Annotated in this window: 19 protein-coding genes and 1 pseudogene; 9 read left to right on the forward strand and 11 right to left on the reverse strand. The window is 40.0% G+C overall.

All coding sequences use genetic code 11. The features are described from left to right. Nucleotides 1-3 precede the first annotated feature (3 nt). Nucleotides 4-570, reverse strand: coding sequence for a TetR/AcrR family transcriptional regulator (locus JVX94_RS08525; RefSeq protein ID WP_205185267.1), 567 nt, complete (start codon nucleotides 568-570; stop codon nucleotides 4-6). A gap of 186 nt (nucleotides 571-756) precedes the next feature. Here JVX94_RS08525 and lpdA point away from each other — a divergent pair, with 186 nt between their 5' ends. Next, nucleotides 757-2,151: a dihydrolipoyl dehydrogenase gene (gene lpdA / locus JVX94_RS08530; RefSeq protein ID WP_205185269.1), complete on the forward strand. Its 1,395-nt coding sequence runs from the start codon at nucleotides 757-759 to the stop codon at nucleotides 2,149-2,151. Between the two features lie 109 nt (nucleotides 2,152-2,260). Here lpdA and JVX94_RS08535 read toward each other — a convergent pair whose 3' ends face one another. Further along, complete coding sequence (locus JVX94_RS08535) at nucleotides 2,261-3,418, reverse strand: MFS transporter (RefSeq protein WP_095408247.1); 1,158 nt, start codon at nucleotides 3,416-3,418, stop codon at nucleotides 2,261-2,263. A gap of 127 nt (nucleotides 3,419-3,545) precedes the next feature. Between JVX94_RS08535 and JVX94_RS08540 the strand changes: the two genes are divergently transcribed. After that, on the forward strand, nucleotides 3,546-4,436 hold the full coding sequence (locus JVX94_RS08540) for a LysR family transcriptional regulator (protein WP_205185271.1): 891 nt from the start codon (nucleotides 3,546-3,548) through the stop codon (nucleotides 4,434-4,436). A gap of 16 nt (nucleotides 4,437-4,452) precedes the next feature. Further along, nucleotides 4,453-5,016, forward strand: coding sequence for a GNAT family N-acetyltransferase (locus JVX94_RS08545; protein ID WP_205185273.1), 564 nt, complete (start codon nucleotides 4,453-4,455; stop codon nucleotides 5,014-5,016). Between the two features lie 4 nt (nucleotides 5,017-5,020). On the opposite strand, the gene JVX94_RS08550 is transcribed toward JVX94_RS08545, so the two are convergent. Further along, nucleotides 5,021-5,545: a DinB family protein gene (locus tag JVX94_RS08550; protein WP_205185275.1), complete on the reverse strand. Its 525-nt coding sequence runs from the start codon at nucleotides 5,543-5,545 to the stop codon at nucleotides 5,021-5,023. A 179-nt stretch (nucleotides 5,546-5,724) separates the two neighbouring features. Between JVX94_RS08550 and cuyB the strand changes: the two genes are divergently transcribed. Beyond that, on the forward strand, nucleotides 5,725-6,423 hold the full coding sequence (gene cuyB, locus JVX94_RS08555; RefSeq protein ID WP_205185276.1) for a cysteate racemase: 699 nt from the start codon (nucleotides 5,725-5,727) through the stop codon (nucleotides 6,421-6,423). Between the two features lie 23 nt (nucleotides 6,424-6,446). Further along, nucleotides 6,447-7,322, forward strand: a complete 876-nt coding sequence (locus JVX94_RS08560) for a LysR family transcriptional regulator (RefSeq protein ID WP_024424981.1) — start codon at nucleotides 6,447-6,449, stop codon at nucleotides 7,320-7,322. A 44-nt stretch (nucleotides 7,323-7,366) separates the two neighbouring features. Here JVX94_RS08560 and JVX94_RS08565 read toward each other — a convergent pair. Continuing rightward, nucleotides 7,367-7,867: pseudogene (locus JVX94_RS08565) on the reverse strand (phosphotransferase); the annotation flags it as partial. A gap of 7 nt (nucleotides 7,868-7,874) precedes the next feature. Between JVX94_RS08565 and JVX94_RS08570 the strand changes: the two are divergent. The 3 genes from JVX94_RS08570 (at nucleotide 7,875) to JVX94_RS08580 (ending at nucleotide 10,019) form a co-directional block, all read left to right on the forward strand. Then, entirely contained in the window at nucleotides 7,875-8,456 is a 582-nt protein-coding gene (locus JVX94_RS08570; protein ID WP_197198498.1) for a hypothetical protein, read from the forward strand. 104 nt (nucleotides 8,457-8,560) lie between these two features. Further along, the gene (locus JVX94_RS08575) at nucleotides 8,561-9,751 is read left to right on the forward strand and encodes a hypothetical protein (RefSeq protein WP_205185278.1); all 1,191 of its coding nucleotides are present in this window, start codon (nucleotides 8,561-8,563) and stop codon (nucleotides 9,749-9,751) included. A 19-nt stretch (nucleotides 9,752-9,770) separates the two neighbouring features. After that, entirely contained in the window at nucleotides 9,771-10,019 is a 249-nt protein-coding gene (locus tag JVX94_RS08580) for a DUF2651 family protein (protein WP_197198407.1), read from the forward strand. A 41-nt stretch (nucleotides 10,020-10,060) separates the two neighbouring features. On the opposite strand, the gene JVX94_RS08585 is transcribed toward JVX94_RS08580, so the two are convergent. The 5 genes from JVX94_RS08585 to JVX94_RS08605 all read right to left on the reverse strand — a co-directional run bounded on the left by JVX94_RS08585 (nucleotide 10,061) and on the right by JVX94_RS08605 (nucleotide 13,683). Then, complete coding sequence (locus JVX94_RS08585; protein ID WP_205185279.1) at nucleotides 10,061-10,891, reverse strand: SMI1/KNR4 family protein; 831 nt, start codon at nucleotides 10,889-10,891, stop codon at nucleotides 10,061-10,063. 109 nt (nucleotides 10,892-11,000) lie between these two features. Continuing rightward, complete coding sequence (locus JVX94_RS08590; protein WP_034621741.1) at nucleotides 11,001-11,177, reverse strand: hypothetical protein; 177 nt, start codon at nucleotides 11,175-11,177, stop codon at nucleotides 11,001-11,003. Beyond that, the gene (locus JVX94_RS08595) at nucleotides 11,167-12,285 is read right to left on the reverse strand and encodes a Rap family tetratricopeptide repeat protein (protein WP_095408238.1); all 1,119 of its coding nucleotides are present in this window, start codon (nucleotides 12,283-12,285) and stop codon (nucleotides 11,167-11,169) included. Before JVX94_RS08595 ends, JVX94_RS08590 begins: the two co-directional genes overlap by 11 nt. A gap of 172 nt (nucleotides 12,286-12,457) precedes the next feature. Beyond that, the gene (gene catA, locus JVX94_RS08600; RefSeq protein ID WP_205185281.1) at nucleotides 12,458-13,120 is read right to left on the reverse strand and encodes a type A chloramphenicol O-acetyltransferase; all 663 of its coding nucleotides are present in this window, start codon (nucleotides 13,118-13,120) and stop codon (nucleotides 12,458-12,460) included. A 239-nt stretch (nucleotides 13,121-13,359) separates the two neighbouring features. Next, nucleotides 13,360-13,683 carry a SunI/YnzG family protein gene (locus tag JVX94_RS08605; protein ID WP_205185531.1) on the reverse strand — a complete coding sequence of 108 codons (324 nt, stop codon included), beginning with the start codon at nucleotides 13,681-13,683 and terminating at the stop codon, nucleotides 13,360-13,362. A 331-nt stretch (nucleotides 13,684-14,014) separates the two neighbouring features. Here JVX94_RS08605 and JVX94_RS08610 point away from each other — a divergent pair, with 331 nt between their 5' ends. Next, the gene (locus JVX94_RS08610) at nucleotides 14,015-14,203 is read left to right on the forward strand and encodes a hypothetical protein (protein ID WP_205185284.1); all 189 of its coding nucleotides are present in this window, start codon (nucleotides 14,015-14,017) and stop codon (nucleotides 14,201-14,203) included. A 635-nt stretch (nucleotides 14,204-14,838) separates the two neighbouring features. Here JVX94_RS08610 and JVX94_RS08615 read toward each other — a convergent pair. Together JVX94_RS08615 and hag are read right to left on the reverse strand one after the other, a co-directional pair. Then, the gene (locus JVX94_RS08615) at nucleotides 14,839-17,445 is read right to left on the reverse strand and encodes a beta strand repeat-containing protein (protein ID WP_240193815.1); all 2,607 of its coding nucleotides are present in this window, start codon (nucleotides 17,443-17,445) and stop codon (nucleotides 14,839-14,841) included. A gap of 392 nt (nucleotides 17,446-17,837) precedes the next feature. Beyond that, nucleotides 17,838-18,809: a flagellin Hag gene (gene hag, locus JVX94_RS08620; RefSeq protein WP_205185287.1), complete on the reverse strand. Its 972-nt coding sequence runs from the start codon at nucleotides 18,807-18,809 to the stop codon at nucleotides 17,838-17,840. Nucleotides 18,810-19,087: the final 278 nt, after the last annotated feature.

The following is a 19,087-nucleotide window of genomic DNA, read 5'->3' on the forward strand; positions in this document are numbered from 1 at the left end:
CCCCTATGTTTTTAGAATGTATTTTGCCTGTGTTCTGCCTGCCAATAACAATTGATCACTGAACTGCGAATCATTGACCGCTCGTGCAAGGGCAATTGTACCAATCATGCTGCTTACTAGTGCGTAACTCTTAGAGAGATCTATGTTTCCTGCATCAGCTATAAACATCATAAATCGTTTCAATTCATCTGTATAGGCTTTTCGTACCTCATGCGATAATTGAGAAATCTCCCCTGCGAGCGCAGGCAGTATACAACCGACCTCCGTCTGATCACGGTGAACGGAACTTAAATAAAATTCAATGATCGTCTGAATTCGAGGCTGGTCTGCTTTCTTGTCTGCAACACTTTGCAGCAGCTTGATCGTATCAGTAATAGCAAAATGAAAAGTCTCTATGACCAACTGATCCTTGTTCTTAAAGTGAGCATAAAACCCTCCATGAGTTAGACCTGCCCCTTTCATAATAAATGGCAAACTAATATTACGAATGCCATTTGTTCGAAATGCTCGTGCAGCACTTGCAATGATTTGCTCTCTCACTTTTGACTTATGACCTTTCGGATAAGGCATTTTCTTACTCCCCTCCTTCACTTTAACTCTTTCTAAGTGTATTTATCAAAATATTATATTCATCATATTATCATGTGTCAATTGACTGGAAACCATCTTTCCTCACTCAAATGGAATTGACTTCGCCAAAATATGATGACTATAATATATTATGGTTATCATATTTTGAGGTTGGAGGTGCAAGAAATGATTTATTTAGAAACAGTAGATACATTAGTAATTGGATCAGGTCCGGGAGGCTACGTGGCTGCATTACGTTCAGTTCATCTCGGCATGAAGACAGCGGTTGTAGAGCGTGATCAGTTAGGTGGAGTATGCACCCATGTAGGCTGTATCCCTTCTAAGGCGCTAATAGCAGAAGCAGAGCGGTTCAAACTCCGCACACAATGGGGTGGTTCTCAAGAAGGCGGCTCTTTCAATGAAGCTCAAGCGTTCAAAAAAGCTGTCGTGGAAAAACAAGCGGGAGGCGTACAATTTTTGTTAAAGTCAGCGGGAGTTACCATACTGGAAGGCGAGGCAAGCTTGATCGATCAGCATACAGCGGTCATTCAACATTCCGAAAAAGGTGAAAAGCGAATCAACTTCAAACACCTTATACTAGCAACCGGCTCCCATCCAATTGAAATTAAATCACTCCCTTTCGGAGGTCGTATATTGTCTTCCACTGAAGCACTCTCCCTTCCCGAGATCCCTAAAAGCCTTGTCGTAGTTGGGGGCGGGTATATTGGTGTTGAACTAGGGCAGATGTTTGCAAGATTTGGAACAAAAGTCACCATCTTGGAAGGCGGCAATCAAGTATTGCCTGGTTTTGAAAGTGAACTTGTCTCGCCTGTCGTTCGTCAATTGAAAGAAGATAACATCACGCTGATTACAGGAGCAAACGTCACAGATGCCGAGCAGCATATGAGCGGAATTGATCTTCATTATGAGAAACAGAAAGAAAGCTACACGGTGAAAGCGGAATATGCCCTAATTACTGTTGGAAGAAAACCGAATACAGATGGAACATTAGGTCTTGATTCTATCGGGTTGTCTATTCTCCCTCACGGACGTATTGAAATTGATGAACAATGCAGAACGTCCATCCCGCACATATATGCGATTGGTGATATCACAGAGGGTCCTGCTCTGGCTCATAAAGCTTCCTATGAAGCGAAGGTTGCAGCAGAGGCAATCGCTGGTAAACCTTCTATTATAGATTATAAAGCGATCCCACTTGTTGTTTTTTCCAGCCCAGAATTGGCGAGTGTTGGACTAAGCGAAACGGATTGCAAGCAACAATCCATTCCGACTGTCATTGGGAAAACAATGTTCTCCATTAATGGCCGAGCGCTTGCATTAAAAGAACCAGAAGGTTTTGTGAAGATTGTCGCCCATGCTGAATCTGGTCTTATTCTAGGGGCACAAATCGTAGGTGCTGAAGCATCTACTCTTATATCAGAACTAGCTCTCTCTATAGAAATTGGCGCTACAGCAGAAGATTTAGCAATGACGATTCACCCTCACCCAACATTAGGTGAAATGATCATGGAAGCTGCAGAAACGGCCACCCGAAAAGTTGAAAAATATCTTGCACGATAAATGGTTCAAGTGCAGCTCTAAAAAAATAATCGCCATAGCCTATTTATTTAGGAATAGGCTATGGCGATTTCAATTGAGCAATCATATAAAAGCGCCGGTCAATTTATCCTCAATTGGATTCTACTTCGCGCTTTTTACCGAGATTCATGGATAACTGAACGCCAATCATCAGCATGACGATGACAAGCATTGCCACAATGGAAGCATAAAAATGTCCGCTTAGATCAAAAACCAAGCCAATGAAAAACGGACCGAATCCACCCACGATGTACCCGCCCATCTGCGACATCGCGGACCATGTTCCGGCTTCCTCCGGAGTGCTCGTCTCCATAATTGGGAGCATAAGCGCTAAAGGAAATAACCCTCCGGCACCCATACCGAGGAAAATGACGGCTGGCAAGATCGGCATTGGCAGAAGAAGAAAGATAAGACCAATGAGTTCAGACAGACTGCATAAGATGAGAAATAATTTCGGTTTTCCTAATCGAGTAACGACTGCTGGAACGAGTAGTGCCACCGGAATCTGAATGAGTGTAAATATGGTCAGAAGCATGGCAGCATATTGCGGACTGTTTCCAAAGCTAAGAGCGATCGGTGAAATCCATGCCGTCAAAGAATAAAACATACTGGACATAAAGCCAAAGAACAAGGTGAATTGAATGGCTTTTTTGTTTCTCAGCGGCAATTTTAATGGCAAGGTTAGATGATCACTCTGCTCATTTTTGCGAACTAAACCGACCCATAGAATAAGGGCAATCACCCCTAGAATAGCCCAGCAGGACAACGCAAACGTGAGGTGATGCTGACTGCGCAGATAAATCGGAATGGTAAAGCCGGAAGCGAGCGCTGCACCTATCGTCATCGAAATTGAATACACACTGACGATACCGGGATTTCTCGGGAAATATTTTTTAATAAAACTAGACAATAAAGGACCCGCGAAGCTAATCCCTACCCCTCCTGCAAACGCAGTCATGAGCAGGATAGCAACCGATTGGCTTGTACCACGCAGTGCGGTGGCAATCGTGATAAGAAGAATTGAGAAAAACAGCGTTCTCTCTAAACCAAACCGCCGGCTAAGTATCGTTGCAACAGGAGCAAATATTCCCATACAAAGGACAGGCAAAGTGGTCAAAAGACTTGCTGTCAGTGCGTTTACGCCAAGCTCTGATTGGATCATGCTCATCATAGAAGCCACGGAAGTAATGATCGGACGTAAGTTTAATGCCGCTAAAAATAAAGCGGCTAAATAATATATTTTTTTCATCAATACCCTTCTTTCTCTCTCATCTTGTTAAGGTTACTTTGAGTATAAATCTGCTTCATTCATTGATCAATACAATAAATCGTATTATGATGATAGGAAAAGACTATCATTTATAAAAGGAGGACAAATGGATACCCGGCATATTACCTATTTTATGGCTGTATTCAATCATTTGCATTTTACAAAGGCTGCTGAGCAGCTAGGCATATCACAGCCTACACTTAGCCAGCAAATTCGATTGCTTGAAGCAGAAGTTGGGATGCCGCTCTTTGATCGAATCGGCAAAAAAGTCGTTGCTACCGAAGCTGGTTCGCTGCTTTATCAATATGGCATGAAAATGCTTCAAGCTGAAAGAGATGCAAAAAATGCGATGAAAGAACTATTATCAGAAAAACGAGGAACCGTTCGTCTCGCAGTACTCCCATCCGATCTTGATTTTCAGCTGGTGCCACTTTTTGTAGAATTTAAAACACTTTATCCCGAAACCAATCTGAAGGCATATTCAAATATCTTCGTTCGTGACGAAGTCCTTTCGCATAAAGTAGATCTCGGCATCGGACTTCGAGGGCCTGCGGATAAGCGTCTCGTTCAAATTCCACTTGGTAGTGAGCCCTACGAATTATTTGTTCATTCAGAAAGTGATTTGGCCCAAAAGAGTGAAGTGACATTAGAAGAGCTGACTCAGCATGCGTTGGTCATGTATCCGAAGGGATATCTAGGAAGGGATTTAGTAGATAACGTATGTAAAGAACAGGGTGTTGAACTGGACACTGCCATGGAGGTTGGGTCGGCGTTTTCGCTATTGCAGCTGGTTGAAGCGGGAATCGGTGCAACCATTCAGCCAAGAGGATTACTAAAACAACATTCGACGTGGCCCAATATTGTTTCGATTCCTATTGCTGAGCCAGCACCTGTCCGTCACTTAGAATTAATTTATTATGCAGATCGATTTGTCAGCAAAGCACAACAGCAGCTATCTGAATGGCTGATAGACTTTTTCAAATCAAGAACAAACTAAAAAGTGAGGTAAACACATGAAGAATGCAAACAGCATATTTACAAGAACAAACCGGGTTGTTATTCGCCAATTTGATAGACAGGATATTGAAGCATTTTATCAATATCGAGCAAATCCTTCTATAGCAAAATTTCAATCCTGGGAAAACTACACATACGAAGATGCCGAATCTTTTGTTCAACATCAAATGACACAAAAACCTAATCAACCGGGGACATGGTTTCAATATGCTATTGCCTTATCTGAGTCCAATCAGCTGATAGGAGATTGCGCCATCCATACACTAGATAGTGAGCCTAGAATCATCGAAATAGGTTTTACCCTCGCGCCTGAATACCAAGGAATGGGCTATATTCACGAAGCTCTCAGTTCAATCTTCGAATATATTTTTATGACATTGAACAAACATAAAATCATTGCCTTTACAGATGTGCGCAACGAAAAATCCATTCGAGTGCTGGAACGTTTAGAAATGAGACGCGAAGGACATTTGCTGCAAAATTATATGTCTAAGGGACATTGGGTAGATGAATATCAATATGCCATGCTTCAATCTGAGTGGGCCGCTAGGCGTCATTAAACATTTATCTCCTATTCAAAATCCCTAAATAAGCGCTCCACGGGCCCACATCGGTTCGATATCGTTCCGCCATGACCCGAACAATCTGGGACATATGAGTGAAGTCATGGACAACCCACGCAGAGAATAATTCGCTCACTTTCACGACTCCAAACTCCGGATGGACGCCCTTTTTCTCTAAATCAAGGCCTGATTGTGTCATGCGTTGAATGTATGCCACATTCTCCATCCGCACATGATGAAACTCAGATAGTGCTTGTTCTATCTGTCTTTCAGATTGGTTCAAATGAGAGTAGCGGTCAAACGCAGGAAATGGTGTATTCTCTCCATCAGCAAGAATCACATTTAATCGAGGAATCCAGTTAAATTTTTCTGCTTCAATCAAATGCTCAATGACTTCATTCGGATTCCACGTTCCCTCCCCTTCACGGCTGTGAAGCCAATCCTTCGATAAACCGGACAAAAGACTTTCTAACGTGTGAGGAGTTCGACTCAACATATCTAAAGCTTCATTCAAATTGAAATTCATATGGTTGCTCCTTTCTCAATTTTTCTTTATTCTAATGTTTTTTGAATAGATTGCAACTCATACTTCAAGACAGATAAAGGCGTTTTTGATCAACCTTCTATATACAAATAGAACTTTTCTATAACGATCACCATGCTTTCTTTTTTTATAATAGAAAAAAAAGAAATGTGGTGGTTTATATGTCTACAACGATCGGAATTATGGGCGGGATGGGCCCTTTAGCAACGATTGATTTGATGAAAAAAATCATTTCTCATACTCCAGCGATAAAAGATCAGGATCATCTCCATGTGCTTGCTGATAATTATCCGCAAATTCCTGATAGAACCAATGCTATATTTGGGAAAGGCGAAAATCCTACAGAATATATGATTGCATCAGCTAAAAGATTAGAACGCGCAGGAGCGGACTTTATTCTGATTGCATGCAATACCGCTCACTTCTTTTTAGAAAACGTACAACAATCCACTCATATCCCTATCATGAATATGCCATTAGAAACCGCAAAGCACCTGAACAAACATCACTATACGTCTGTGGGCTTACTATGTACTGATGGCACATTAAAAACTAAGCTCTACCAAAAGGCTTGTGCTCATCACAAGATTGACGTCATGACCCCAAGTGAAGAGCTTCAAAAAAAGGTGATGAATGGGATATACGCGGTGAAAGCAGGAAAATTAAGTAAAGGCGAAAGTGAATTGGCGTTAGCTGCAGAAATTTTAATCAATCAAGGGGCAGAAGCCATCATTGCCGGCTGCACAGAAATCCCTTTAGTCCTAAGGTCAACTAAAGATGTGAAAGTGATTGACCCTACTGTCATTTTGGCGAAAGAAGCTGTAAAATTAGTGTATGGGCTTGAAAAGCTAAACATTTAAAGAACGTCATATAAGGGGATAACATGAATATTGAGAATATAGAAGCGTTTATTTATGTATGCCAGCTAGGCAGTATCAATAAAGCTGCAGAAGCACTGTATTTAACTCAGCCTTCTGTTTCGGCACGTATTCAATCGTTAGAAAAGGAATTAGATCTGAAATTATTTGATAGACAGAGAAATAAACTATCTCTAACGGAAAAAGGTGAACAGTTTTACCCGCATGCCAAAAAGATTCTCCATTCTTATCAAGAAGCAAAGCATAGTCTCAAACAAACGATGATCCCTTATGAATTGACAATTGGATGCGCATCCTCTATTTCCAATAATCTATTGCCTAACATATTGCCAGCCCTAAAAGAAAAATACGAAAACCTGAAAGTAAAAATTGTAACAGGGCATTCAAAGGATGTTGTCCAAAAAGTGATTAACAATCAAGTAGACTTTGGCATTGTCAGGACTGAAACACATCCTCAAATTGAATCGATTCCTATTTTCAGCGATCCGATTGGGCTGTTCGTCCCAACTCATCATCCGCTTGCCAGCCTTGACAATATCAATATGAAAGAACTAGAAGAACAGCCTTTTATTTTCTTTGACTACGGGTCATTTGATTGGTTGATGCTTCACCGATTATTTCAAAAAAACAACATCACACCGAACATTTCCATTGAGGTTGATCATATGGAAACCGCAAAAAATTTAGTGCTACAAGGAATGGGGCTATCGTTTCTACCTCATCATTGTGTTAGAAATGAAGTAGAACAAGGAACATTAAAACAAATTTCAATCGATCCATCCATCAATTTCAATATCAATATCGAGTTCATTTATAAAAAAGGAAAATCAAAATCCGTTTTCATTGATCAACTCAAACAGTTTTTTCATGAATTAAATTAAAAAAGCCCTTTTTAGGGGCTTTTTTTTGGATTCATTCTGTTTGATTAACTTTCGTTTGCCAACATATATGCTGCAGCTTCATGCATATCTTTCAATCCTGATCTCTGTGCGTACTCGGCCACAGTGATCGCACTTGTAGTCAGAAGTTCTATTATATGTTCATCCATTCCTGGCCAAGTTCTCCCGCCTGCTTTTTCATACGCATGGATAAGTTTTGTTAATCCTTCTTTCCCAAAGAGAAGTTGATGCGACAAAAAGTCTGCAGATACATCACCAACCCCCACTTCAGACCAATCAATCACACCCGTCACACATTGATTTTCATCAGTCAGAATGTGGCCAGGATGTAAATCTCCATGCTTCACCCCCACGAAAGGCGGCCATAAAGAATCTTTATCAAGCCATTCTTGCCAGCGCTCCCATAAACCGCTGTTAATGGTGTATTGCGATTTGACACGTTCCATTCGCTGTTTCATTGATGCTCTTAATTCACGAGCACTGAGCATCTCCACACCGATCGTTTTAAAGGGCTGTTGATCTAAAGAAGAATTAATGGCAGATATAAATAAAATTGTAGTTGATGAAAAGAAATCAGAAATGGAAATATTAGAGCAAATAAAAAGTGAACTAAAATCACAGGAGGAAAATATAAATAAAGGAGAAGTCACAACTTTAGGGAATAATAAAGGTACCAAAATAATAGGAAATAGTAAAAAGGGAAATATCTATTATACAAGCGCTGCCACTTGGGGTCTTAATCATGGTCATGTTGGTATGTACTATAAAAAAACTCATATTGTAGAGTCGGTTCCTAAACTCGGTGTCCGCTCAATTTCAGCAAAAAAACGAAAAGTAGAAAAAGGTGCAGTGGTTAAATCAGTTAAAGTATCAACAAAGAAAAAAAATGCTGCAGTCGACTGGGGAAAAGGGCGTATTAAAAAAGATGGTTATTCGGTAAATTTTGCTACAAATCGAACAACCGGTCATTATGGAAGTAAAAATTGTTCAAAATTAATTTGGTCTGCCTTTAAATTGAAAGCAAAGATTGATATAGACAAAAATGGAGGACTAGGAGTCTATCCTCGAGATGTTCGGGATTCAGGGTACACAAAGTTGGTGAGAAAAGTTAAATAGACTAAACTCCCTTTAGAGAATATTCATTCTCTCTAAAGGGAGTAAATTTTTCTAAGAATATTCTTTTCATTATACAAGCCCTAATGAGAAAGGTTGTTTTGAAAATGAGGCCCAAGAAAAAATTAATTATTAGCATCATCATTGGTTTTGTTTTATTTTCTTCCTATTATCTACTAAAAAATTTATTCATTAAAGAAAATACTACATCTGTATCAGAAAATGAGTTCAAACCTTCATTTCTAAATGACAAATTAGCTACCATTTATCTTTCAGCATCAATTGATTATCAACGTGAAGGAAGCTACACAATATATATTAATAAGAAAGGGGAATTAACTATCTCAAAAGGTGACGCAATCGAATTAGGTTCTATTGCTCAAGGTGATCAGATGTTACTGAAAGAAAACCCTTCAGAAATAAATATTCTTGGAAAAAAAACTTCTCACTTTAAGTTCAAAAATAAAGTACATACTGGTTATGGACAAGCTAATGGATATTTAAAGAATAAAGAAATATTTTATACATTAAACAACCAAGGTTTTGGAGAGAAGGACTATGAAAGTTTAATTAGATGGGGCAACAGTCAAAACTTTCACGAGCAAATTTTAAATGGATACTTTGTTAGTACAGGTAACGACGAAGATAAAATTTACGTGATCAATCAAGATATGGATACTGATCAATCTACTTTTCATGAATTAAATTTAGAGCAAAAACCGACTCTTCAAAATGGGGGTCATGTTAAGCCCATCAATGAAGACTGGGAAGTTTATTCAAATATTATCATTAAGGACAAATTAGCTTATTTTATCCTCTATCACACTCCTGAAGATTCTAAGGATGTGTCTTTTAAAGTAGCAGTATTTGATATAAAAAAGAAAAAATTAAGGGGAGCATATTTACTTGGTAGCTATAAAAGTGAAGATCAACTAATTCCACCAAATGAAAAGCACTTCTATATAAAAGACGATATTTTATATCACTTAACTGCAAATTCTAAGATTTATACATTTAACACAAAAACGATGAAACCAGAAGGATCCTTTTCCTTAGAGCAAAAAGAGGGACGGGAAGTTAAGTTTGTCTATTTTAATTCTGATCATATCTACTTATTAAACCAAAAAAAGTCGGGAGAATATGAAATCTCTTCTCATTCATACCAAAAGGGAAAAAGATTGAATTCTTTAAAGATAAAAGGTCTCGACAAAATCTTGGATAATAATCATGTATCTGAATATGACTTTTTGATGTTAGAACAAAATAGAAATGATATTCTCAAGATATTTAATAGGTGATTCTAAAGGGAGAATTGATATGACTCATTTAGAATTCGCATTCGGCTTGCTTCCAGTCAGTATGATCATCACTTCTTTTATCGTCACATTGATTATACAAAAGGTTTATTTCATGCCAGTTGTGAGCTTTATCATTTTGCTCATCCTGACATTTACACTTTTTAATATCTCCTTCTTAGGGTGGTCAGTTGTCTACACTTTAGGCTCATTCATTGCTTCATATATAGCATTATTCATCATGAAAATATTACATAAAAAGAGGTCTTAAACTAAATTTAAAAGCCCTTTTCAGGGGCTTTTATTCTTTCGCTATCGTTTTTCCACTGGATGAATGTCTTCTCCCAAAAAAGCGGTATTAGGATCTCCACTCTTTTCTAAAAACTCAGCCATTTCTTGCAGCTCTTGATTGATACGGTCATTTCTTGGCATATCTGGGTTTAATAGAAGGATGGAGTGAATCGTTGTCGCTGCTTCATACAAAACATGTTGATCGTTTATCTGTTGGATGCATTGTTTCATACGATTGAAAAACCATTCGATCTCTTCTGTTTCTTCCATCGGATAATGTGCCATTTTGAAAAGATTCTGCTGACGAAGATCCTGCCTCTCAAAAATGTGTTCAAGCTCTTCTTTACTGACATATAAATTAGAATCTTCCTCCTCAATCTCTACTACTTCGACCATCGCATCTTCAGCTGTATATAACTTCTCAATAAAATCATCGAAACTATCTGCAAGCTTAAAATCTACTTCCATCTCTAAATCAAAATAGTGAATAGGAGGATGTTCTTTCGTTTTTCGATAATCCATTGCGATCCATGTATCTTCTTCTCCGCTGATGAAAATAAGTCCCTCAGGCAGCTCCAATTCATCACTTAACTCAGAGCTATTCATAATTCCATCACCTTTTGCGATACCTCTTAGATGGTCAAATTGAACATGATCCTCTGCCCATGAATTCGGCTTTTCAGTTGGAAAAGCATTTCGAACTGTAAAACCACCGTTCCATTCTAAAATGAGCTTTTTATATGTATCAGGTAAAGTGACACCAAGTCTCGCCTCTGCTTCGCGAATTTTTTCCTCTTCTATCTTTTCTAACGTGAAAGGACTCTCTTCTTCTTTCTTCCAAAAAGGTTTCAAAATGGATGCCTCCCTATATCTATTGAGATAAGTATAACATTGACCAACTGTTCATTTGCTCATTCTACTTCATAAAAAAACAGACTATTAAAGTCTGTTTTAATCTTGTCTATACGTTTTCAGAGGTTGTATTTCGATCAATTATAGTCGTATTTCGATTTGATTTTTGTTGTTCCTCCATTGTTGTATTCCGAATTGATTTTGTTCCAATGATTTTCAAAGTTTCTGCTGTTGAAACACTTAACAATACAATGGATACAATGACTAGTAATTTTTTAATAATCATACAGACACTCTCCTTTTTGAATATCATTTTGAGCTTTAAGAGCCTTTCTGTAATATTCGGCAGCTTTTTCAAAGTCCCCTTTTTTTTCAGAAGATAATCCTATACTTTGAGCAAATGCCTCGACATAGACATATAGTTGCTTTTCCTCAAAATAATCTAGCACTTCTTGAATGGCTTTCTCATTAGCATTTATATAAATCGCTTTTAAAGCTTTAAATAACATCAAACACAACGAATCATTTCTCTCTAAGGAGCACTTGAGACCATCTTCTACGAGTGGAGCGGCTTCATCATGTTGACTAGACTTATACAACGACCAACTTAAACTAAATAGGGTGATTGGTTTTATATCAATACTTCGTGGTGTAATAATGTCTAAAACTTCTCTGTAGCGTATGATTGCTTCAGTGTACTTTTGTTGTCGATCATATGTATTCGCTATGTTCAATAGAATTTTAGCAATTAACATATTATCGGCGAGCTCTTCTGCTATAGAAAAGGCTGTATTTAGATGCTCTAATGACTTGTCATATCGCTTGAAATCATCATAATTTCCTGCAATGACAATTAGACTTTGAATTTGGCGAACTTTATACTGCTCATGTTCTTTATAAATTTCAAGCGCCTTTATGATGTGATGCATAGAAACATGAGTTTGTTTCATAATATAGTAGGCTTCAGCCACCTTGAAGTGAAACTCCGCTTGCTCAATATCATCGACAACCAGTGCAAGCTGCCTTTCAGCAATCTTGTAATATTGAATAGCCTGTACATATTCTTTCTTACTAAATTCATGCATTCCTCTAAAAAAAGCATTGTAATATTGCAACATACCCGAAAGTTGATGATTAGAATTCTCAATTTTATCAACCAAATCAGAAACAGAAGGCGATCGTTTTTCTGATGGTTTGATATAATCAAGCATAAGCTGGTGACGAAAGCACATCAATTGATAATAAATGAGTAAATCCTGATCTTCTTCCATCCGTTCAATTTCTTGTTCTACCTCAGCTTTCAAAATCTCTGCATCAGGTACACTGAATTGCCGAATCATTTTATACCATTCATTGATTTTCACACCTACATGTGAAGAAAGAACTTTCTCCATCCCTTATTCCCCTTCCACTGAACTCCCTTATATGACATTTATTATCACATACAAGAATTTACAAAGCACCGAAAAGAAACCGCAAAAAGAACAAATATAGCCTTAAACAAAAAGGCAGACTCATTTCAGTCTGCCTTCATCTTCTAGATTTCCATGAGCATACCTTTTGTCTTCAGGTAATTGGCATTGAATCATTTAACCACTCGTCACAATGTTCAATAAGCCACCTCAAATATTCCACATATTGACCGACGTGATAGCCATCACAAACAGCATGATGTACTTGAATCGCAACGGGCAAAATGATTTTCCCTTCTTCCACTTTAAATTTGCCTATCGTAAATATTGGCAGTAAATAAGTCTCTTTTGTAGATACATTAAGGTTAAAAGAAGTAAAATCAATCCAAGGTAGACTTGAAATATTGAACATGTTTTCTGGCATATGAGATTTCGGAAATAGGTTGCTGCTTTTGCTAAATGTTTCAATGTCGGCCACACAGCTTTTATAAAACTGAGCAAAGTTTTCGTCATAAGGCGTCCAAATACTTGAAAATGTCTTTGTTTCTTTATTTAGAATCGTATAACTAGGATGGAGAAGATCCCAGTGACCAAGTTCATCATTCACTAGATCCATCCGAAACTCCGGTATTTTTTGCACAGCCCTTGCTAACAAATAAAGTTGCACAGGATATACTTTTAGCTTTTTTTCTTTTAATATTGAATGCAATTTCGTGATATCTAAATCGATAACTAGGCTATATGAGCATCGGGTTACCTTCATATAATGATGAAAGTGCTCTTTTCTCGAATAATTTTCATCTATTTTTTTAAACATTTTTTATCTCCTCCTGAATGTGATTTACTGTATTCAGGAGGAGACTTTATCTGTTTTCACCACCACAATCATCCTTTCAAGAGATATATTATGTTTCAGTCTATCACTTAGCCTACGATAAAACCTTCAACAACTCTTCGTAAGTCAGCTTGGCTGAAGTATTGAAGTATTCATATTAGTATATTTAAAGAAGAGGAACTCGAATAAAAAAGCACCTTATATCGTAGAAGGTACTTATCTTATATTCTAGCACTAGCTTTTTTATAATTTTGAAGAAAATGATGACCTTCATTTAAAAAAACTAGAAAACGCTTATTCATAGTTTCAATAACGATTCTATCTGGTTGACCATATGGAGCACCAATTCTATAATCAATATTATCTTCAACTCCATACTTGTCCGACTCTTTAATACTAACGATTTGATCAATTGGTATTTCTGTTTTAGATAAACCAAATTTTAAGACTAAGTATTTTTCACCAAAACTGTAACGGGTTTTTAGGAAAACAGTAAATATAAAGAAAAGTGCTAATAAAAAGATTAACATAATTACATATTCCATAGAATCACTCTTTCTTATACTTTTATCTAATTTTACCATGTTTTTTACTTTTTAAAACCAACAACTTTAATAGAAGGATTATATATGTTTTAATTCACCCTAGTAAGGCAAGTTCTATGAAGTGCTGTTTATACATTTGTATAAGGTAACTACGATTCCCCCTCCTCTATATTGGAAAGAATGACTGAGATACTTCTCACTATTTTACCAATGTAAAACTTATAAAAAAGCATCTATATATATTCATCTTACTTTTAGTGAAGAAGTCAATTGTTTTAGTTTGTTGCGAACGACCTTTGTTCGTGTAATTCCTCAAGGAGGTGCTCGGCTAGTGACACAGGAAAATAAGGCATCCAAAGGCTTGCTAATTACTTTACCCGCCGCTATTATCGCTACTGTGTTGATTTTAGGAAAAATTGATACACCTGTAACAAATATTTTATTTTATGCAGTAGCTTTTGGTGTAATGGGTTTAACTGTTTCAAGCTTAATAAAAGACTACAAAAAAAAGAAAGATTGATTACTTGTCAGGGAGCTGCTTTATGTAGCTCCCTGTTTGTTAAAAACAGGATAATGACTAACACTGAGAAATACAAAAGCCACTCTCGATTCTGAACACAACTGAAAGGGTTGGTCCCCAATTCGCCCCCATAAAAAAACAGACCATGAAGGGCCTGTTTTAATTTTGCCTATACGTTTTGAGTTGATATACCTTTTAGGAGCATTGCCCGAGTCTAAATATCAAATCTACAAGGAGCGATTTCCTTTGTCGAATGAATTAGAACGGGATGACTCTATTAAGTTATTACTTGATGAATATATCGACACTCATAAAACCGGCTGTGGAATCATCAAAACTAGCATTTGATGATTTCAGAATTATAACGACCTCATTTCCTGTTTGATATATATGTGCGGCTTGCGGCTAGAGTTAAGATTCCCTCAATAGTGAAGGCAAATTAACTTCGATTATAATGCAACTATCGTACTAATATATACATCAAACGAAGGCGGTATTCTATTTATTAGAATCTAGAGCTGTCATGATTAAAAACCACACTTAATAGCTCCTCCTGTTTAATAGAATACCTTAATACAAATATACTCAACTAACACATTACTACTGTGATCGGCTTAATGAGATTGTTTAGAAATCTAAGTGAGTTTGAAAATCGTCATTCTTCCATAATCTGTTGTAATAGCCTGCCCGCTATTATTCCTTAATTGAATTACAGTTCCTGCAACAAGGTTTGCTAGACCGATAGCTGTTACTTGTTGACCAACTGTGGTGCCCCTAACTACACCACTAAAAATATTAGTTCCATTGATATTTATATTAATCACAAGAGGACCAGCTTGATTGCTAGCAGCGGAAACAATTGCAACTATTTCATAAATACCGCTTTCTTGTACGGTAAAAGTGTCTGGAGCAGTATAAGGTACATTATTTACTGTCGTATTCGTAAATGCAATATTAGCATTATCAGCAACGGTTTGAGTAGTTTGATAAAGAGCAGAAGCAGTGGCTGTTGAAAGCGTTGCGGTGGCTCCCGTCACTCCTGTGGCTCCGGTAACTCCCGTTACTCCTGTGGCTCCGGTCGCTCCGGTATCTCCCGTTACTCCTGTGGCTCCGGTCGCTCCGGTATCTCCCGTTACTCCTGTGGCTCCGGTCGCTCCGGTATCTCCCGTTACTCCTGTGACGCCCGTTGCACCGGTCGCTCCGGTATCTCCTGTGACGCCTGTTGCACCGGTCGCTCCGGTATCTCCTGTGACGCCTGTTGCACCGGTCGCTCCGGTATCTCCCGTTACTCCTGTGGCTCCGGTCGCTCCGGTATCTCCCGTTACTCCTGTGGCTCCGGTCGCTCCGGTATCTCCCGTTACTCCTGTGGCTCCGGTCGCTCCGGTATCTCCCGTTACTCCTGTGGCTCCGGTCGCTCCGGTATCTCCCGTTACTCCTGTGGCTCCGGTCGCTCCGGTATCTCCCGTTACTCCTGTGGCTCCGGTCGCTCCGGTATCTCCTGTGACGCCCGTTGCACCAGTCGCTCCGGTATCTCCTGTGACGCCCGTTGCACCAGTCGCTCCGGTATCTCCCGTTACTCCTGTGGCTCCGGTCGCTCCGGTATCTCCCGTTACTCCTGTGGCTCCGGTCGCTCCGGTATCTCCCGTTACTCCTGTGGCTCCGGTCGCTCCGGTATCTCCTGTGACGCCCGTTGCACCAGTCGCTCCGGTATCTCCCGTTACTCCTGTGGCTCCGGTCGCTCCGGTATCTCCTGTGACGCCTGTTGCACCGGTCGCTCCGGTATCTCCCGTTACTCCTGTGGCTCCGGTCGCTCCGGTATCTCCCGTTACTCCTGTGGCTCCGGTCGCTCCGGTATCTCCTGTGACGCCTGTTGCACCGGTCGCTCCGGTATCTCCCGTTACTCCTGTGGCTCCGGTCGCTCCGGTATCTCCTGTGACACCAGCGGCTCCGGTCGCTCCTGTATCTCCCGTTACTCCTGTTGCACCGGTCGCTCCGGTATCTCCCGTTACTCCTGTGGCTCCGGTCACTCCGGTATCTCCCGTTACTCCTGTGGCTCCGGTCGCTCCGGTATCTCCCGTTACTCCTGTGGCTCCGGTCGCTCCGGTATCTCCCGTTACTCCTGTGACGCCCGTCGCACCGGTCGCTCCTGTATCTCCTGTGACGCCCGTTGCACCAGTCGCTCCGGTATCTCCTGTGACGCCCGTTGCACCAGTCGCTCCGGTATCTCCCGTTACTCCTGTGGCTCCGGTCGCTCCGGTATCTCCCGTTACTCCTGTGGCTCCGGTCGCTCCGGTATCTCCTGTGACGCCTGTGGCTCCGGTCGCTCCGGTATCTCCCGTTACTCCTGTGGCTCCGGTCGCTCCGGTATCTCCCGTTACTCCTGTGGCTCCGGTCGCTCCGGTATCTCCCGTTACTCCTGTGGCTCCGGTCGCTCCGGTATCTCCCGTTACTCCTGTGGCTCCGGTCGCTCCGGTATCTCCCGTTACTCCTGTGGCTCCGGTCGCTCCGGTATCTCCCGTTACTCCTGTGACGCCCGTTGCACCGGTCGCTCCGGTATCTCCCGTTACTCCTGTGACGCCCATTGCACCGGTCGCTCCGGTATCTCCTGCGGCTGCCAATAATGTATAGTCTGGCGACGTATCTGGTGTACCTGTTGGCGATGCTGTATTTACAACATAGGTTCCACCTTCAAATATGACCACTTGACCTACTGGATAGGTTGGAGATGTTGCTGGATCAAATGCCACAATGCCGGTTAATCCTACGCCGGTGGCTCCCGTGGCTCCGGTCGCTCCTATACCTGTAGCTCCGGTGGCTCCAGCTTCACCAGCAGCAGCTAACAATGTATAATCTGGTGACGTACCTGGCGTACCTGTAGGCGACGCTGAATTCACTAAATACGTACTTCCATCGAATGTCACGACTTGGCCTGCTGGATACGTAGGTGCTACCGCTGGATCAAATGCCAAAATACCAGTCAACCCTACTCCTGTGGCTCCCGTTGCTCCTGCCGGGCCTGCCGGACCCGCTGATCCTACTGGGCCTCTTCTTCCCCTCCCGCCTGGAGGACCTTGAATTACACAAACACAAGGATTTTTGCCGCAGCAAGGATTTTCCCTTAATTTCTTGCAGCTATCACACTCCCAATCATAATTTTCATAAGAACCGAACCAACTTCCTTTTTTATAATTATTTCCGAAATGAGATGTACATGATTTTCCACAATGTCTACATCTTTTCATAATTATGATCACCTCTTGGCCATACTATGTAAATAAACTAAGTTTGGTTCTGTTTCTCTAGTATTAATGATACAGGGTCAACATTAATAGATTTGAAAACTGTATAATTTTCTTTTCTTATATAGTTTTCAAAAAAACAAGTAAGGAATTACAGTACATTTATTTCCCTACACAAGAAAAATAAGATAAAGACACAAAAAGAAAAGACCTCCCCATGATCGGGGGATCTTTTCTAAATTGGGTGAAACTATAAGAGATTGCGGACATGTGGTCTATATACTTTATGTAAGCGGAAATAAAAGTGATTATTATTTATAATTGAGTTATAATCACTAGAATAATTGGTTGAAATTTGACAAAAAAAGCCCCTTTATATAGGGGCTTTTGGTTTATTAACGTAATAATTGAAGTACGTTTTGTGGCTGTTGATTCGCTTGTGCAAGCATTGCTTGAGACGCTTGAGAAAGAATGTTGTTCTTTGTGAACTCACTCATTTCTTTTGCCATGTCAACGTCACGAATACGAGACTCAGCAGCCGTTAAGTTTTCAGAAGATGCACCAAGGTTGTTGATTGTGTGCTCTAGACGATTTTGAACTGCACCAAGTTTAGCACGTTGTGCAGAAACTTGTTTAATAGCTCCATCAACGATTGCTAACTGATCATCAAATCCACCATCGTCATCAGCTGCAATTGTTCCAAATTTAGAAACATCGATGTCTTTAACAGACTTACCTGTCTCAACTGCACCATCTGCGTCTGTAACGCCTAAAGCAGCAGCGCTCATATCTTGAATGTTGACTTTAATTTGTTGTGTAGCATTTGCACCAATTTGGAATACTAAAGCATCACCAGGAGTTGCTGGGACTGCAGGTGTACCTGTACTTGGATCATCTGGATCTGTCGGCGGAGTTGCTGGTGTGCCAGGTGTACCTACTCCATTAAACGTACCATTTAATAATTTTTTTCCGTTAAACTCAGTACGATTAGAAATACCATCGACCTCTTCAACAAGCGCTGTGATCTCATCTTTAATTGCAGCTAAGTCTTCACCTTGCTGTGTACCAGTATTTCCAGCTTGAACGACTAGTTCACGAACACGTTGAAGGATGGAGTGAGTTTCAGTCAATGCACCTTCAGCTGTTTGGATAAGAGAGATACCGTCTTGTGCGTTTTTAGACGCCATTTCTAATCCTCGGATTTGTCCACGCATTTTTTCAGAGATTGCAAGACCTGCTGCGTCATCTCCTGCACGGTTGATTTTAAGACCAGAAGAAAGTTTCTCCATGTTCTTTTGGCTTGCACCATTGTTTGCTGATAAACGGTTTAATGTGTTAAGTGCTGCGATATTGTGGTTAATTCTCATTTCCTATTACCTCCGTGTAATTTTTTTTAGAGAGCTTATCTGTAAAGTCCATTTAGATGAAAGCTCTTCCTTAGAATTTTCGATTTCTAAGGCATGTGTATAGTAGTAACGCAGAGCACCTTTTGGCTCTCTTACTTACTACCGTATGTAACATCAGTTATGGCAATAATCATGAAACCTCCTTCTATTCATTCAAAATGATTAGTCTTGTCACTTTTACGAGACTAGATACCCGCCATAACAATGAGTATTATGTTACCTACTATAGACTGAACTTC

The sequence above is a fragment of the Bacillus sp. PDNC022 genome, assembly GCF_016919285.1.
Taxonomy (GTDB): Bacteria; Bacillota; Bacilli; order Bacillales; family Bacillaceae; genus Bacillus; species Bacillus safensis.

Excerpts from the sequence above, each read along its gene's own strand:
- JVX94_RS08535 (WP_095408247.1), bottom strand. The coding sequence starts at position 3,418 with ATGAAAAAAATATATTATTTAGCCGCTTTATTTTTAGCGGCATTAAAC.
- JVX94_RS08595 (WP_095408238.1), bottom strand. The coding sequence starts at position 12,285 with ATGGAGAAAGTTCTTTCTTCACATGTAGGTGTGAAAATCAATGAATGG.
- JVX94_RS08525 (WP_205185267.1), bottom strand. The coding sequence starts at position 570 with ATGCCTTATCCGAAAGGTCATAAGTCAAAAGTGAGAGAGCAAATCATT.
- JVX94_RS08540 (WP_205185271.1), top strand. The coding sequence starts at position 3,546 with ATGGATACCCGGCATATTACCTATTTTATGGCTGTATTCAATCATTTG.
- JVX94_RS08575 (WP_205185278.1), top strand. The coding sequence starts at position 8,561 with ATGAGGCCCAAGAAAAAATTAATTATTAGCATCATCATTGGTTTTGTT.
- JVX94_RS08550 (WP_205185275.1), bottom strand. The coding sequence starts at position 5,545 with ATGAATTTCAATTTGAATGAAGCTTTAGATATGTTGAGTCGAACTCCT.
- JVX94_RS08570 (WP_197198498.1), top strand. The coding sequence starts at position 7,875 with ATGGCAGATATAAATAAAATTGTAGTTGATGAAAAGAAATCAGAAATG.
- hag (WP_205185287.1), bottom strand. The coding sequence starts at position 18,809 with ATGAGAATTAACCACAATATCGCAGCACTTAACACATTAAACCGTTTA.
- cuyB (WP_205185276.1), top strand. The coding sequence starts at position 5,725 with ATGTCTACAACGATCGGAATTATGGGCGGGATGGGCCCTTTAGCAACG.
- JVX94_RS08545 (WP_205185273.1), top strand. The coding sequence starts at position 4,453 with ATGAAGAATGCAAACAGCATATTTACAAGAACAAACCGGGTTGTTATT.
- lpdA (WP_205185269.1), top strand. The coding sequence starts at position 757 with ATGATTTATTTAGAAACAGTAGATACATTAGTAATTGGATCAGGTCCG.
- JVX94_RS08590 (WP_034621741.1), bottom strand. The coding sequence starts at position 11,177 with ATGATTATTAAAAAATTACTAGTCATTGTATCCATTGTATTGTTAAGT.
- JVX94_RS08605 (WP_205185531.1), bottom strand. The coding sequence starts at position 13,683 with ATGGAATATGTAATTATGTTAATCTTTTTATTAGCACTTTTCTTTATA.
- JVX94_RS08560 (WP_024424981.1), top strand. The coding sequence starts at position 6,447 with ATGAATATTGAGAATATAGAAGCGTTTATTTATGTATGCCAGCTAGGC.
- JVX94_RS08615 (WP_240193815.1), bottom strand. The coding sequence starts at position 17,445 with ATGAAAAGATGTAGACATTGTGGAAAATCATGTACATCTCATTTCGGA.
- JVX94_RS08580 (WP_197198407.1), top strand. The coding sequence starts at position 9,771 with ATGACTCATTTAGAATTCGCATTCGGCTTGCTTCCAGTCAGTATGATC.
- catA (WP_205185281.1), bottom strand. The coding sequence starts at position 13,120 with ATGTTTAAAAAAATAGATGAAAATTATTCGAGAAAAGAGCACTTTCAT.